Source organism: Pseudomonas cimarronensis (assembly GCF_049331905.1).
Classification (GTDB): Bacteria; Pseudomonadota; Gammaproteobacteria; order Pseudomonadales; family Pseudomonadaceae; genus Aquipseudomonas.
Window position 1 is genome coordinate 1,481,801 of sequence record NZ_CP186283.1, and the last position, 15,423, is coordinate 1,497,223.

Here is a 15,423-nt window from a genome sequence, read left to right on the forward strand (position 1 = left end):
GCCCGGCTTAGTGCCGGGCTTTTTGTTGTGCGCATCCTTGCGCAGCGGTGCGTTCTATCCGTGGGCCTTGGTGGCTGTGGCTGGCGCATCAGGCTGCGCCAGCAGGCTGTACACGCAGGGCAGTACGAACAGGGTGAACAGGGTGCCAATCGACATGCCGGTGGCAATCACCAGGCCGATGTCGAAGCGGCTCACCGCACCCGCGCCGCTGGCCAGAATCAACGGCACCATGCCGAACACCATGGCGGCGGTGGTCATCAGCACCGGACGTAGACGAATCGCTGCCGCTTCTTCGACCGCTGCACGGCGCGACAGGCCTTTTTCATGGCGCAACTGGTTGGCAAACTCGACGATCAGGATGCCGTGCTTGGTGATCAGGCCGATCAGTGTCACCAGGCCCACCTGGGTGTAGATGTTCATGCTCGACAGGCCAAGGAACAGCGGAATCAGTGCACCACAGATCGACAGCGGCACCGTGACCATGATCACCAGCGGGTCACGGAAACTCTCGAACTGCGCCGCCAGCACCAGGAAGATCAATGCCAGGGCCAGGCCGAAGGTGATGTACAGGGCGTTGCCTTCCTGCACCAGCTGGCGTGATGCGCCGGCAAAGTCATAGGAAAAACCAGCAGGCGCTTCTTCCTGCATGATCTGCGTTACCGTCTCGATGGCTTCGCCCATGCTGACAATCGGCACGCCCTGGATGATCGCCGAGTTGAGCTGCTGGAACTGATTGAGCTGGGTAGGGCGCGCGCGGTCACTGACCTTGACCAGGGTCGACAGCGCCAGCATCGCACCGCTTTCGCTCTTCACGTAGTAGCTGTTCAGCCAACCCGGATTATCGCGGTAGGCGCGCTCGACCTGGGCGATTACCTTGTAGCTACGGCCGTCGATGGTGAAGCGGTTGATTTCACCTTCGCCGAGCAGGCTGGCCAGGGTCAGACCGAGGTCTTCCATGGACACGCCCATCTGCGCGGCTTTCTCGCGGTCGATTTCCACCACCACTTCCGGTTTGTCGAAGGCCAGGTCAACGTCGAGGAAGGCAAACTTGCCGGATTCCACCGCGCGCTGCTTGACCCGTTCAGCCACCTGCAGCAGCGACTGGTAGTCGTTCGGCGTGTTGATCACGAACTGGAACGGCAGGCCTTCGCCAGTGCCCGGCAGCGACGGCAGGTTGAAACCGAAGATCTGCAGGCCGGCAATCTGCGAAAGACGCCCTTGCACCTCGGGGAGGATCTCCATCTGCGTGCGCTCGCGTTCGTTCCACGGCGTCATCAGGAAGCCGCCAATACCCGATTGCACACCGTTGAAGCCGTTGATCTGGAACGAGGAGTAGTACTCGGGAAACTCCTTGAAGATGCTCACGAACTCGTCGGTGTACTTGTTCAGGTACTCCAGGTTGGTCGGTTGCGGGGCGTTGGCGATCATGAAAATGATGCCTTGATCCTCTTCCGGGGCCAGCTCGCTCTTGGTGAATTTGAGCAGCACCGGAATCAGGCACATGACGATCAGCGCAAACACCAGCACCACCGGGCGGGTGTCCAGGGTGCCGTGCAGGGCGCGCTGATAGCGGCGCTTGAGGCCGTCGAAGATCTGATCGAGCTTGTGTGCCAGGCCCGATGGATTCTCTTCGTGACGCAGCAGCTTGGCGCACATCATCGGTGACAGGGTCAGGGCGACGATACCGGAGATGATCACCGCGCCGGCCAGGGTCAGGGCGAATTCCTTGAACAAGGCACCAGTGAGGCCTTCGAGGAAACCGATAGGCGCGTATACCGCCGCCAGGGTGACGGTCATCGACACCACCGGCACGGCGATTTCCCGCGCGCCCTCGATGGCCGCATCGAAGGGTGTTTTGCCTTCCTCGATATGCCGGTGGATGTTTTCCACCACGACGATGGCGTCGTCCACCACCAGGCCGATCGCCAACACCATCGCCAGCAGGGTCAGCAGGTTGATCGAGTAGCCCATCAGCTGCATAAAGAACAGCACGCCGATCATCGACAGTGGAATGGTGATCACTGGGATCAGCACCGAGCGGAAGGCGCCGAGGAACAGGAACACCACCACAATGACGATCAGCACCGCTTCGCCGAGGGTCTTCACCACTTCGTCGATGGAGGCCTGGATGAACAGCGTGGCGTCATAGGCTATGGAGACTTTCAGGTTCGGCGGCAGCTGCGCTTCCAGGTCAGGCATGACCTTGCGCACCTCCTTGATCACGTCCAGCGGGTTGGCACCTGGCGTGCCCTTGATGGCGATGTACACCGACGGGGTGCCGTCGAAGGAACTGATCGCATCGTAGCTTTCCGCGCCCATTTCCACCCGCGCCACATCGCGGATCAGCACGCGGCTGTCGCCCACGGTCTTCAGCGGGATGGCGGCAAAGGCCTCGGCGGATTTCAGGTCGGTTTCGGCGTTGATGCTGGTGACCACGTACTCGCCTTTCACTTCACCGGCTGCGGCGAGGAAGTTGTACTTGCGCACGGCGTCGTTGACGTCGCTGGCGGTCACGCTGTAAGCCGCCATCTTCACCGGGTCGAGCCACAGGCGCATGGCAAACACCTGATTACCGAGAATCTCCGCTTCGGCCATGCCCGGCAGGGTGGCCAGCTTGGGCTGGATGACCCTTGAGAGGTAGTCGGTGATCTGCGGGTTGCTCAGCTCCTGGCTGTAGAAGCTGATGTACATCAGTGCCGTGGAGTCGGCCGCTTCCTTGCTCAGCACCGGGTCTTCGGCGTTCTGCGGCAGCTGGTTCTTCACCTCGTTGGCCTTGGCCAGCAGCTCGGTGAACAGGCGGTCGCTGTTGGCGCCGATGCGCGCATAGATCGAGATGATCGACACGTTCTGCCGGCTCACCGAGGTCATGTAGTCAATGCCGTCGGCGCTCGCCAGGCTCTGCTGCAGCGGCTGGGTGATATAGCCCTGGATAGTCTCGGCATTGGCCCCGGGGTAAGCCGTGGTCACCGTGATCAGGGCGCTTTCCATCTGTGGGTACTGGCGGATGGTCAGTTTGCTGAATGCCTGGAAGCCAAGCAGGATGATCAACAGACTGACCACGGTCGCCAATACCGGGCGACGGATAAAGGGATCAGTAAAAGCCATAAATAAGTTCCTTTGCACCGCGCCGGATTAATCGGCGCTCGGCTTGGCCTGCGCGTTGGCGATGCTGACATGGGCGCCGTTATCCAGCTTCAGCTGACCGGCGGAGACCACCTGCTCACCGGCCTGCAGGCCTTTGAGAATCACCACCTGGCCTTCGCGGCGCTCGCCGGTTTCGACGAAACGGCGCTCGACGCTGAGCTCGGCCTGGCCTTTGTCGTCTTTGACCACCTGGCCGTCTTCGCCTTTCTTCTCGCCGATGACGTACACCGAGTTGCCATACAGGGTGTAGGTGATGGCGGTTTCCGGAATGACGATCTGTGCCTGTTCGCCGGGTAGCAGCACTTCCAGGTTGGCAAACATGCCGGGCAGCAGCTTGCTCTCCGGGTTGGCCAGCATGGCGCGCACCTGCACGTTACGGGTGGTGTCTTCGACTTTGGGGTTGATTGCGGCGATCTCGCCTTCGAACACTTCGTCCGGGTACGCCGCCACGCTGAAACGCACGCGCTCACCGATTGCCAGCTTGGGCACCGCCTGCTCGGGCAGGAAGAAGTCGACGTACAACTTGCTCAGGTCTTGCAGGGTAGCGATGGTCGTGCCCGAGGCGAGGTAGTCGCCGACATCCACCTGGCGAATACCGATGGTCCCGGCGAACGGCGCAAGGATGCGTTTTTTCGCCAGTTGTGCCTGCAGCTGGGCCACGCTGGCGTTGGCTTTCTGCAGGCTGGCGGAGAGGCGGTCGAATTCGCTTTTCGAAATGCTCTGGCGGCTGACCAGGCTGCGGCCGCGCTCATATTCCACGCGGGCCAGACCCAGTTCGGCCTGAGCGGTGGCCAGGCTGGCCTGCTCGACATCGCTGTCCATCTGGATCAGCGGCTGCTGCAGGGTGACCTGCTCGCCGGAGCGGAACAGCACCTGTTGCACGGTGCCGCCGACCTCCACGGTCAGGTCAACACCCTGGAAGGCCTTGAGCGTACCGATGGCGGGCAGGCGACTCTGCCATGGATGTTCTTCTGCTGTCGCGGCATCGACGCTGATGGCCGGCTGCGGAGCCGAGAACATCTGCACTTGTTGGTAGATGGAGAAGCCTTTGTAGGCGGCGAGGGCGAGTACCACGACGAGTACTGCGCCGAGCATGATCAGCATGCGGCGAAGCAACATATTCCGGTTCCTTGGCAAAGCGGAAAGAGGGCCTGGGAATAGGCAAGAGGGGCACATTAGACCCCTCGCCTTCACCTGTCAAAGATTCGCATTTAGCAGGCGTTACTAGGTGTGTGGGGCTGATCAATGGGTCAGTTATTAAGCAAAATGCCAGCATTTGCTGGCATTTTGTTTACAGGCGTGCACAGCGTCAGGCACTCAGGCGTTGTGTGACCTCGTTGAGCTGCCCGGACAATTCGTGCAGGTTGCGCCCGGCGCTTTCAGTGCGCTGCACGTTCTCCTGGTTGGCAGTGGCGATGGCGGTGATTTCGGTGAGATTGCGCGAAATGTCCTCGGCCACCGAAGTCTGCTCTTCGGCGGCGGTGGCGATCTGTCGGTTCATATCGCGAATGGCTTCCACTGCGCTGGTGATCAACTGCAGCGTGGCGCCGGCTTCGGTGACCTGAGTCACGCCTTCCTCGCTGCGGTTCTGTCCGCTTTCGATGGCGCGCACGGCATTCACTGCGCCAGTCTGTACGGTGTCGATGATCTGGTGGATTTCCGCGGTGGACTCAGCGGTACGCTGGGCCAAGGTGCGTACCTCGTCGGCGACCACGGCAAAGCCGCGGCCTTGTTCGCCGGCACGCGCCGCTTCGATGGCGGCGTTGAGCGCCAGCAGGTTGGTCTGCTCGGCGATGCCGCGAATCACTTCCAGCACTTTGCCGATGCGCCCGCTGTCGGCTTCCAGGCGACGAATCACCTCCGACGTGTTGCTGATCTCCCCGCGAATGTCGGTGATGGTCTTGATCGTGGCCTGCATCACCGTTTCGCCCTGACGTGCGGCGCTGTCAGCGGCATCGGCGGCGCCGGCGGCTTCGGCGGCATGACGCGCGACTTCCTGGGCGGTGGCGGACATTTCATGCATGGCGGTGGCGACCTGGTCGGTGCGCGAAAACTGCTCGCGGGTGCCCTGGGCCATCAGCGTGGCGATGGAGTTGAGTTCGCCGCTGGCGGTGTCCAGATCAGCGGTGCTGCGTTTCAGGCGGGTGAAGGTGTCGGCGAGGAAGTCGCGCAGGATATTCGCAGCCACGGCCAGATTGCCCAGTTCGTCCTGGCGGGTGGACTCGACACGCTTGCCGAAGTTGCCCCGGCTGAGTTGGGCGATATGCTCAATCAGCTCACGGATCGGGTTGATCAGGTTGCGGTTGACCAGCCACAGGCTGAACAGCGCGATCACTACGGTGGCACCGAGCATCAGCAAGGTGCCGAGGGTGATGGTGCGGTCGGCTGCTGCATTGATCAGGCTGGCCTGCTCCAGGCTCTGTTTGTGCAGGTCATTGGCCAGCGCTTCCAGCTGTTGGGTGGTGCTGCGGTCAATGCCGGACACCGCCTTGTCGCCGACTGACGCATCGCCACCGGCGGCGATAAAGGCATCACGGCCCTTGCGGTAGTTGGCGCCTAGGGTCTGGTGCTCGCTACGCAGGGCGTCAATTTTGCTTTTCAGGGCGCGGTCGTCAGCGGCCAGTTCACTCAGCTTGCCGAGGGAATCCTGCACCTTGCGTTCCTGCGCTTCGAACTGGCTCCAGTACTTGTCCAGCTGGGCCTTGTCGCTGCCGCGCAGCAACACGTTCTTCCATTCCTGCACTTGGGTTTTGAAATTCAGGTTGGTCACGTCGATCAGCGCGGAGGCTTCCAGCGGCCCTTCAAGCAGGCCGCGGTAGGCCTGCATGCCGCTGGACAGAAAGCTGAAGCAGGCCAGTGCGGTGACCAGAATCAGCGCCAGGCTGCCACCGAGCAAGGCGAGGATTTGCGCGCGCAAGGATTTCTGCAGAAACATGGGAATACCCCTGAGTGTGGGAGGCGGGATGCCAGCGACGCCAGAGGCGCCCTAACTGCGAAGATCCCTATCGACTGGTATCAGTTGGGCCGTGGTGAACGGCTCTGCAAAAGTATAGATCGGCTCTGCGGCAGCGTTCTTTAGCATGCCGCAGGCGTGTTACAGGTTCAGCTGTACGGTGTTAAACCAGGCGCAGGTGGTTGTCCCACAGGCCGGCGGGCAGCTGCAGCGGTTGGCTGCTGATCTGAGTGCTGCGGCAGTCATACAGGCGACAGCGGCCGACGCCACTGCTGACCACAAAACCGTCGGCTACCGCACCGACGCCGGCGCAGTCAGCCAGGGGCGCGTCCAGACGCAGTTCGGCGCTGTCCAGATCCCAGATAAACACCCGGTTGCCGCGCGGTGCGGTCATGGCCAGCAGGCGCAGCTCGCTGTGGATCGCCACGCTGGCGGTGTACTGGTTCATCAGCTGGCGCTGTGCATCCGCCACCGGGAAGTGCTGGAAGGGTTGGCCAGGACGCTTGATCGCCAAGAGCGGTACCACATCGCTGAGTTCGCCCATGTATTGCTGGCCGGTGACCAGGGTGCCGTCGTTGGCCACGGCCATATGGCGCACGCTATTCATACGCTCGGGCAGTTGTTCCTTGCTGATCAGGCTGCCGTCGCGGTGCATTAGCACCAGGCTCGATTCCATGGCGTCGAGGTTCATTTCCACCCGGCTGTCAGCCTCGGTGCGGATACCGCCATTGGCCACCGCCAGGGTTTCACCATCGGGCAGCCAGAGCAGTTGGTGCGGGCCAAGGCCGTGGGTCGACAATTCGCTGCTGCGCAGCAGTTGCTCACCTTGCAGGCGGTAGACGCCGAGTACGCCGCGACCGGGGTCGGAGGTGTCGTTCTCGGTGGCATACAGCCATTCGCCGTCCTTGTGGAACACAGCATGGCCGTAGAAATGACGCTGCGCCGGTGAGTCTAGGGTTTGCAGCAGGCGGCCATCGCGGGTGTCGATCAGGTAGCTCTGGGTGCTCGGGCGGCGGCCGACAAATAGTGCCATCGGTAGAAACGGGTGGCCGATGACGTCGTGGCAGCGCTCGCTGACGGCGGTGGCAAACACCTGGCTGCCATCCAGGCGGTAGCCCACGGCAAAGTGCTTGCCACTGCTGTCGTTACGCGCTGACAGCAGCAGCGGCTGCGTGCCACTGTGCATCAGCGTCCAGCCGCCATAGGTGCCGGTGGCTGCTGCCGTGGCGGCAATCGCTGCGACGCTCAGGCCGAGAAAAGTACGACGGTTGATCTGCATGCGTCAGTCGCCGTCATGGGCGTTAAAGCCCAGCTGGATGCCCAGGGCTTTCGCCAGTTCGGCTTCGTGCAGGCGGTGCAGAGCGTTCAGGCTGTCATACAGCGCATTCAGCTCGGCGCGGCCGGCCTCGTCACTCAGCAGCTCGCCGAGCGGGCGTTGGGCGGCGGCCAGGCGCTGACGGGTGTCGCTGTAGGCGGCGTTGATGCGTTGTTTCAGTGCGTCCTGATCGCTGCTGAGCAGCGCCTGGATGCCGTCCTGCTCGGCGCCCAGCCAGATGCGTTCGGCACTGGCCAGGCTGGCGGCGAGGTTGGCCAGGCTGGCTTTGCTGCGCCAGGCTTCAGCCTGGTAAGGCTGCGGCTGGCCTTTGCTCTGCCGGCCGAGTGGCGTGCCGAGTTTCTTCTTCAGCCCGTCGATGGCGCTGACCTGGGTGCGCAGCAACTCGGCCACTGCTTCCGCGGCTTCGGCGTAGCGCGCGTTGGGGAAGTCCTTGAGCAGCGCGGCCATACCATCTTTGGCTTGCCACTGGCTCAGCACATCGGCGGCCAGCACTTGCTGGTGTTGGCCAATGGCGACGATCAGCGGGCAGTAGCGGGCTTTCTGTTCAGCGACGTTCAGATCAATGGCCGGATCGAACAGCAGGTATTCATAGGCGGTCAGGCCTTGTACCACCACGCTGGATTTATCCAGGTCGGCCGGGGTCAGCCCGGGTTTGCTATTGACCAGCGCTTCAACCTGGCGGGCTACCAGGTTCTTCTTGTCCGGCCAGAATTGCACCTGCCAGGCGCGGTTGCCTTCCGCCAGCGGGCCGAAGGCCACCGGTTGTACGGCGGCCCAGGCACTTTGCGCACTGGCAAAAACCAGGCGGGCGTCGGCGAGGTTCTGTTGGCCGGCGCAGAAGGCCTGGCCGCTGACCGCCAGTTGCCGATCAGCTTCGCTCCAGGCGCTGTAGATCGGCAGCAGCACGCCATCGCTTAGCGCGCGGCTGACCTGCTGCTGAGGGTCGCTTGGGCTGCAGGCGGTGAGCGTGAGGCTGAGCAGGGCCAGGGTGAGGGGTGAGCGGATCATGGGTGGCTCCTTACAACGAATTCAGAAAAGCCAACAGCGCGCTGCGCTCATCAGCATTGAAAGTCAGTACCTGTTGCTTGGCTGCTTCGGCTTCACCGCCGTGCCAGAGGATGGCCTCCAGCAGGTTGCGCGCACGGCCGTCATGCAGGAACTGGGTGTGGCCGTTGACTGTTTCGGTCAGGCCGATACCCCAAAGTGGCGGGGTGCGCCATTCGCGGCCGCTGGCGAGAAATTCCGGGCGGTTGTCAGCCAGGCCTTCACCCATGTCATGCAGCAACAGGTCGCTGTAGGGGCGAATCAACTGATTGGCCAGCTCCGGCTCGGCGGCATCACTGGCGGTGGTGAACTGCGGGGTGTGGCAGCCCTGGCAACCGGCCTGGTAGAACAGGTTTTTGCCGGCGAGCACTTGCGGCGTATCGGCACCGCGGCGCGCCGGCACACCAAGGTTGCGGGTATAGAACAGCACGCTGGCGAGGATATTGTCGCTGACCTCCGGCTCGCCGCCATGAGGTGCATTACGGCAGTCGAGCTGCGCTTCGGTACAGTTGTCATGTGGGATCAGGGTCGATGTCAGGCCCATGTCATTGGCAAAGGCATCGGCATTCTGCTGATTGAGGGTTGGTTGTCCGGCTTTCCAGCCGAAACGACCGAGCGCTGTGCGTTGCTGCGCGCGGTCCCAGACCTGGTTGGCGCGCCCGGAAATGCCATCGCCATTGCGGTCTTCTGGGTCGGCATTGGCGAGGATGGCGGCTTCGGGAATGGCTTCGAGCAGACCGAGGCCGATCATCGGCGGGGCGATGCGTGCGGACAACAGCGTGTCGGGATGCAGGGCGCCATAACCGAGCTGGCTGATTTCCAGGTTGGGCTTGCGTAGTTCAACCTGGGTGCCATCGGCAAAGCTGACCTGCTGCGTGCTGTAGCTGACGCGCACTTTGCCTTCTGGGGCCACGCCGGGGTTGGCCATGTCCTGCAACTGGCCGCCGTAGGTGGGCTCGGCCAGTACGCCAAGGCGCTGGATAATCTCGGCATGTTCGCTGCCGGCTGGAATCGACAGGCGCACCAGCATCGACACCGAGCTGATCGCATCAGGCGCCGGCGGATGGCCGCGGCCGTCCTTGATATGGCAGTTCTGGCAGGCGTTGGTGTTGAACAGCGGGCCAAGGCCATCACGCGCGGTGGTGGTGGCAGGGGCGGTAACCCAGGGGTTGCGGAAGAAGCTGTTGCCGACGCTGAAATCCAGACGGCGAGACGGCGATAGGTTGGCGGAGGGCAGGGAGAAGGCGTTCTGGTCAGCCTTGCGCACGGTGGCGCTTCCGGCGGACAGGGCTTCGCCGGGCTCGGCTTGGGTGAACTGGGGTGTCTTATCGCAGGCAACCAGGCTCAGGCTCAAGACCAACAGCAGCGCAATGCGATGCGGGGCAAACATGAAAGGACATCCGCAACAGAAAACAGGCGGCCGATCTTAACAGTCTGATCAGTTTTAAATAAGACGGATTTGCATTATCGCTGGCGGTCAAAGGTCGCAGGGTATAAGAAACTGCATGCCACAAAAAAGCCGCGACTCCGGTTAATGGAGTCGCGGCTTTTTATGCGCTACCAATTTTCGGACTTCGCGAGCTAGAGCGAGACAAGGCGAAAACAGCCGAGGAAGCGGAGTTTACGTGTTGTAAATGAGCATTCCGAGGCTGTTTTCAACGCAGTATCGCCGACGCGCAGCAAGTCCTCCGCGGTTAGAAGCTGTGGTCGGCAGTATCCGGATTGAGATCACTGATCCCCAGCTTGCCCGCCGCTTGCTCGATGGCGCCGGTCTGCTTGACCAGGGCGGCGATGGCATCACGAACAATCTGCTGGCCTTCGGCGTTGTCGGCGGCGATCAGCTGATCGAAGTGCTTGCCATTGTTGGCGCTGTCGACCAGGGCCTGCAGCTTGCCTTCGGTGGCTTCGAGGTCGGCTTTAAGAGTGTTGTCAGCGGCGGCGTCAACCTTGGCCACCAGCGACGACAGGCTAGGGCCGGTCAGGGTAGTGCCGTCGACCTTCTTGTACTCGCCCAGGTAGACGTTGCGAATACCTTTGCCGTTGTAGAAGTGCGAGTTGTGGGTGTTGTCGCTGAAGCAGTCGTGCTCGTCTTCGGTGGAGTTGGCTTCCAGTGCGACCTTCATGCGCTCGCCGGCCAGTTCGCCGAGGGACAGGCTGCCCATGCCGAAAAGCATTTTACGCAGGCCGTTTTCGGCTGATTCGGCTTCCAGTTTGGCGCGGTAGTTGTCGGCGTTGCCGGCTTGCCACTGCACGACCATGGCATCGAGGTCGCTGACCAGCAGGTCGGTGGCCGCCTTGAGGAAGGCGCGGCGACGTTCGTTGTTGCCGCCAGTTGCACCTTCACCGACCACGTAATCGCTGGCCGGGCGCTCGCCAGCACCTGGGTTGGTGCCGTTGAGGTCCTGGCCCCAGAGCAGGAATTCGATGGCGTGGTAGCCGGTAGCGACGTTGGCTTCAGAACCGCCCAGCTCATTCAGGCTGGCCAGCAGTTCCGGGGTGATGGTGCTGACGTCGATCTTGTCTTCGCCGACCTGAATCTCGGTGTTGGCGATGATGTTGGCGCTGGCACCTGGGTTACCCAGGGCGTGCTGATAGTCGGTGGCGACGTAGTCGATCAGGCCTTCGTCCAGCGGCCAGGCGTTCAGCTGGCCTTCCCAGTCATCGACCACGGCGTTGCCGAAGCGGAATACTTCGGTCTGCATGTAAGGCACGCGGGCGGCCAGCCAGGCTTCGCGGGCGGCTTTCAGCGTGTCGGCATTCGGGTTGGCCAGCAGCGCATCAACGGCCGCTTGCAGGGTTTTGCCGGTGCTGGCGGCATCGCTGAACACGGCCAGAGCCAGATCCGCGTAGTGGCTGACCACCGCTTTGGCGGCGGCTTCGTCGACCTGGCTGGCAGCTGCTGCTGGCACGCTGGCGCTGCTTGCAGCCGGTGCTGCAGCTTGGTTGGCTGGCGCTTTTTCGTCGCCGCAACCAGCGAGAGAAATGGCAATGGCGAGCAGGCTGGCCGAGGCCAGGGGCATACGAAGCATGGCGAAATCCTTTGCAAGTGGGAGTAGGGCACCCACACGAGTGAGTGCAAAAACCAAAGCATAATGCGAAAGATTTGCATTTTGCGCAAAGGGTCGTTGTGGTTTTTTCCGCAAAAGCTGTGGTGAGAGTCTGCTTCAGCGCTGAATGCTGACGCTAGAATGCTGCATCTGACCCCCTCAAAAACCTCTTCGGGAGTTGTGCATGAGCCTTACTAGCGTTGTCGTGAGTGTGTTGCTGATACTGCTCGCGGCCTATGCCGTGATGCTCTACAACGCGTTGGTGCGCTTGAAACATGGCGTCAGCAAGGCCTGGTCGAATATCGATGTACTGCTCAAGCAGCGCCATGATGAACTGCCCAAGCTGGTGGAGACCTGCAAGCAGTACATGCAGCATGAGCGCACCACCCTGGAAGCGGTGATCATGGCGCGTCAGGCGGTTTCCACTGCACAAGCCAGCGGCGACATGAATGCCCTGGGCAAGGCCGAGACGGGGTTGCGCGCCGGTCTCGGCCAGCTTTTTGCCCTCGCCGAGAACTACCCGGAACTGAAAGCCAATGAAAGCTTTCAGCACCTGCAGCAGCGCATCAGCGGCCTGGAAAACGGCATTGCCGACCGCCGCGAGCTGTACAACGAGGCGGTTAATCTGAACAACGTGCGCATTGAGCAGTTTCCCGATGTGTTGATCGCCCGCATGTTTGCCTTCAAGGAAGCCGTGCTGCTGGAATTCAGCGAGTCGGAAAAAGCGGATGTCGACCTTAAATCGCTGTTTGGCTAGGCCATGGATATTCAAGGACAGATTTTCGGGTTGGCCTGCAGTATGGCGGCCTGTGCCGGCGGGGCCTGGTGGTTTGTGCGGCGCTTTTCTCAGGCCCGGCATCTGCTTGATACGCCCACCTCGAAGATTCGCTCGGCGGCGCAGGGCTATGCCGAGTTCTACGGTGTGCTGCATCCGCAGGGCGAGGAACAGCAGCGTGGACCGCTGACCAATACGCCGTGCCTGTGGTGGCGTTACAAGATCGAGGAAGAGCAGCGCTCTAGCGACAACAAAGGCAGTAGCTGGCGCACAGTCGAGAGCGGTAGCAGCGAAGCGTTGCTGCAACTCGATGACAGCACTGGAAGCTGCCTGATCGACCCGCGCGGGGCGCAAGTGCGCCCGCTGACGCGCGAGGTGTGGAGGGGCCGTGAGCGTCATCCGCTGGGCCTGGCGAAAACCGGCTGGAGTGGGTTTTTCAGCGGCAGTGGGCAATACCGCTACACCGAAGAACGTCTGCATGCGGGGCAGCCGTTGTATGCCATCGGGGATTTTCGTAGCAGCGGTGGCGGTCGTCAGGGGCTGGATCTGGCCTCGGCCAAGGGTGCGGTGATTCGCGAGTGGAAAAGTGACTTCAGCGGTTTGCTGCAACGCTTTGACAGCGACCGCAATGGTCAGCTCGATGAGCAGGAGTGGAGTCGTGTGCAGTTGGCTGCGACTTTTGAGGCTGAGGATCGCCATCGTCAGCAGAGCACGCAGCCGGCGCAACACCACCTGGCCAAGCCGAGTGAGGCGCGGCCATTTATCTTGTCCTGCGCGGGCGAGGATGAGCTGGTGCGGAGTTTCTACTGGCAGGCGGCCGGTGCTGTTGTGCTATGCGTGTTGGGCGCAGTGGCGACCGCTTGGCTGCTGGGGGTTAACCGCTTCTAGTGTCGAGCACGCAAGAAAAAGCCCGCCAATTGGCGGGCTTTTTTGTCGCCGGATTTAGAGTGTGGCCGGGTTGGCGGTGCTGTTCAGGCGGCGGGCCTGTTTCAGGTAAGCGGTCAGCTCGCGCGCGGGCAGCGGCTTGCTGTACAGATAACCCTGACCCTCGTTGCAGCCCTGAGCGATGATGTAGGCCTCCTGCTCGACCGTTTCCACACCTTCGGCGATGACCTGCATGCCCAGGCTCTTACCCAACTGGATGATGGCGCGCACGATGGTGGCATCGTCTTCGTCTTCCAGCAGGTCTTGCACGAAACTCTTGTCGATCTTGATCTTGTCCAGCGGCAAGCTCTTCAGGTAGCTCAGCGAGGAGTAGCCGGTACCGAAGTCATCAATGGCGATCAGCGCGCCGGAGCGGCGCAGGCTGAGCAGGTGCTGGGCGGCGGTGTTGATGTCTTCCATCAGGCCGGTTTCGGTGACTTCCAGCTCCAGGCTGCGCAGCGGCAGGCGGTAGACCTGCATCAGGTTGTTCACTACGCGCGGCAGTTCAGCGTGGTGCAGCTGCACGGTGGACAGGTTGACCGCCATGCGCAGCTCGGTGAAACCCTGGTCATGCCATTCGCGCAGTTGGCGGCAGGTCTGGTCGAGAATCCATTCGCCAATCGGGATGATGGTGCCGTTCTGTTCGGCCAGCGGGATAAACAGGTCCGGCGGCACGAAACCATGCTGCGGATGCTGCCAGCGCAGCAGTGCTTCGACGCCGACCACACTGTGGTCGCGGTAGTCGACCTGCGGTTGGTAGACCAGGTGCAGTTGATTCAGGGCCAGGGCGTCACGCAGGTCTTTTTCCAATTCACGGCGGCGGCGCATTTCGCTGTCGACGCTGGCGATATAGAACTGGTAGCGGTTGCGCGAGCGGCTCTTGGCCAGGGTCATGGTCTGTTCGGCTTTCTGCAGCAGCTTCTCGGTGCTGTCGCCATCTTCCGGGAACAGGGTGATGCCGATGGTGGCGCGTAGGCGCACCTGCTGCTGGTCAAGCATAAAGGGGTTGTCGAGGTCGTCGAGTACGCTCTGCGCCAGTTCGGCGGCCTCGTAAGGCTGCTCGATATCGGCCTGCACCAGGGCGAACTGGTCGCCGCCCAGGCGGGCTAGAGCGCCAAGGCGGCCACTGTGGCTGCGCAGGCGGTCGGACAGGGCCAGCAGCAACTGGTCGCCCGTCTGGTAGCTGAACTGTTCGTTGATCCCTTTGAAGTCATCCAGGCCTACGCAGAGCACGGCCACCCGACGATTGAGGCGGCCGGCATCTTCGATAATCTGATCGAGCTGCTGTTGCAGCTGCTGACGGTTCGGCAGGCCGGTAAGGAAGTCGTACTGAGCCATGCGCAGAAGGCTGTTCTCTGCTTCACGGCGCAGGTTGGTGTTGCGTTCGATGGAGGAGAGCAGCTGGTTGGCGGTGTTGATCCACAAGCCCAGTTCGTTCTTCTCGTTGCCCTTGAGCATGGGCAGCTTGTGTTCGCTGGGGCGGTCCGGGTTGATATTGGTCAGATGCTCGATGATCTTCGACAGCGGCTTGGTCAGCAGCCAGTGGTAGACCAGGTACAGCACCAGGCCCATGGCCAGGGCGCGCAGTACACCGGAGATAAAGATGATCACCGAGTTGGTGACAAAGCTCTCGCCGTAGGGGGCGGTGTCGAGGGTTATGCTGAGGTCGCCGTAATACTCGCTGTAGGGGCCGCGGCCGACCAGTTGGGTGGTGAAGTTCTGTTCCTTGCCGAGGATCGGGTCAGTCAGCCAGCGGGTGGGTATATCAACCTGCTCGCGGGCCTTCTCCGCCAGCATCGGCTCGTTGGGATGGCCGATGGCGGCCATGCGTACCGACTCGTGCTGGAACAGGCCTTCGATGACCTGCATGCCCATTTCCCGGTCCAGGCTGTAAACCGCCTGGGTCGATGGGTCGCGGAACATGCCGAGAATCCGGTGCGCGTCGTTGGCCACTGCCTGACGTGTTTTGTAAACGTCGAAGACGATCTGGGCAAGACTCAAGACCACGCCGACGATCAGTGCTGAAAGCAGCACTACGCGGAGCAACTTAAGTGACAAGCTGTTTTTGAGTTCCAGCTTCAAATGACGGTTCCTTGTTCGAGGCCTTCGGCGTCAGACGCTAGTGAGTATTGGCAAAGTCGCGCTTGCAGTCAAAGGGCCATTACCAAAGTTTGTCGAACAAAATTCAGTTGCGCAGCGA

10 protein-coding genes are annotated in these 15,423 nt (G+C 61.8%); 2 read left to right on the plus strand and 8 right to left on the minus strand.

The genetic code is table 11. The features are described 5' to 3' along the window. Positions 1–54: 54 nt before the first annotated feature. The 7 genes from ACOCLD_RS06905 to ACOCLD_RS06935 form a co-directional block, all read right to left on the minus strand. Complete coding sequence (locus ACOCLD_RS06905; protein WP_422911337.1) at positions 55–3,105, minus strand: multidrug efflux RND transporter permease subunit; 3,051 nt, start codon at positions 3,103–3,105, stop codon at positions 55–57. Between the two features lie 27 nt (positions 3,106–3,132). Continuing rightward, positions 3,133–4,263 (minus strand): efflux RND transporter periplasmic adaptor subunit, encoded by a 1,131-nt coding sequence (locus ACOCLD_RS06910; RefSeq protein WP_392540745.1) that lies wholly within the window; start codon positions 4,261–4,263, stop codon positions 3,133–3,135. A 190-nt stretch (positions 4,264–4,453) separates the two neighbouring features. After that, positions 4,454–6,079: a methyl-accepting chemotaxis protein gene (locus ACOCLD_RS06915; protein ID WP_422911338.1), complete on the minus strand. Its 1,626-nt coding sequence runs from the start codon at positions 6,077–6,079 to the stop codon at positions 4,454–4,456. Between the two features lie 181 nt (positions 6,080–6,260). Beyond that, positions 6,261–7,370, minus strand: coding sequence for a DUF1513 domain-containing protein (locus ACOCLD_RS06920; RefSeq protein ID WP_422911775.1), 1,110 nt, complete (start codon positions 7,368–7,370; stop codon positions 6,261–6,263). A gap of 9 nt (positions 7,371–7,379) precedes the next feature. Next, the gene (locus tag ACOCLD_RS06925) at positions 7,380–8,441 is read right to left on the minus strand and encodes an imelysin family protein (protein WP_422911339.1); all 1,062 of its coding nucleotides are present in this window, start codon (positions 8,439–8,441) and stop codon (positions 7,380–7,382) included. A gap of 10 nt (positions 8,442–8,451) precedes the next feature. Then, a complete protein-coding gene (locus ACOCLD_RS06930) occupies positions 8,452–9,867 on the minus strand; it encodes a di-heme oxidoredictase family protein (protein WP_422911340.1) in 1,416 nt (471 codons plus the stop codon). Between the two features lie 304 nt (positions 9,868–10,171). Then, positions 10,172–11,506, minus strand: a complete 1,335-nt coding sequence (locus ACOCLD_RS06935) for an imelysin family protein (protein ID WP_422911341.1) — start codon at positions 11,504–11,506, stop codon at positions 10,172–10,174. A gap of 202 nt (positions 11,507–11,708) precedes the next feature. Between ACOCLD_RS06935 and ACOCLD_RS06940 the strand changes: the two genes are divergently transcribed. Continuing rightward, positions 11,709–12,281 (plus strand): LemA family protein, encoded by a 573-nt coding sequence (locus tag ACOCLD_RS06940; RefSeq protein ID WP_422911342.1) that lies wholly within the window; start codon positions 11,709–11,711, stop codon positions 12,279–12,281. Between the two features lie 3 nt (positions 12,282–12,284). Next, a complete protein-coding gene (locus ACOCLD_RS06945; protein ID WP_422911343.1) occupies positions 12,285–13,187 on the plus strand; it encodes a GIDE domain-containing protein in 903 nt (300 codons plus the stop codon). Between the two features lie 54 nt (positions 13,188–13,241). On the opposite strand, the gene ACOCLD_RS06950 is transcribed toward ACOCLD_RS06945, so the two are convergent. Next, positions 13,242–15,305: a putative bifunctional diguanylate cyclase/phosphodiesterase gene (locus ACOCLD_RS06950; protein WP_311089200.1), complete on the minus strand. Its 2,064-nt coding sequence runs from the start codon at positions 15,303–15,305 to the stop codon at positions 13,242–13,244. Positions 15,306–15,423: the final 118 nt, after the last annotated feature.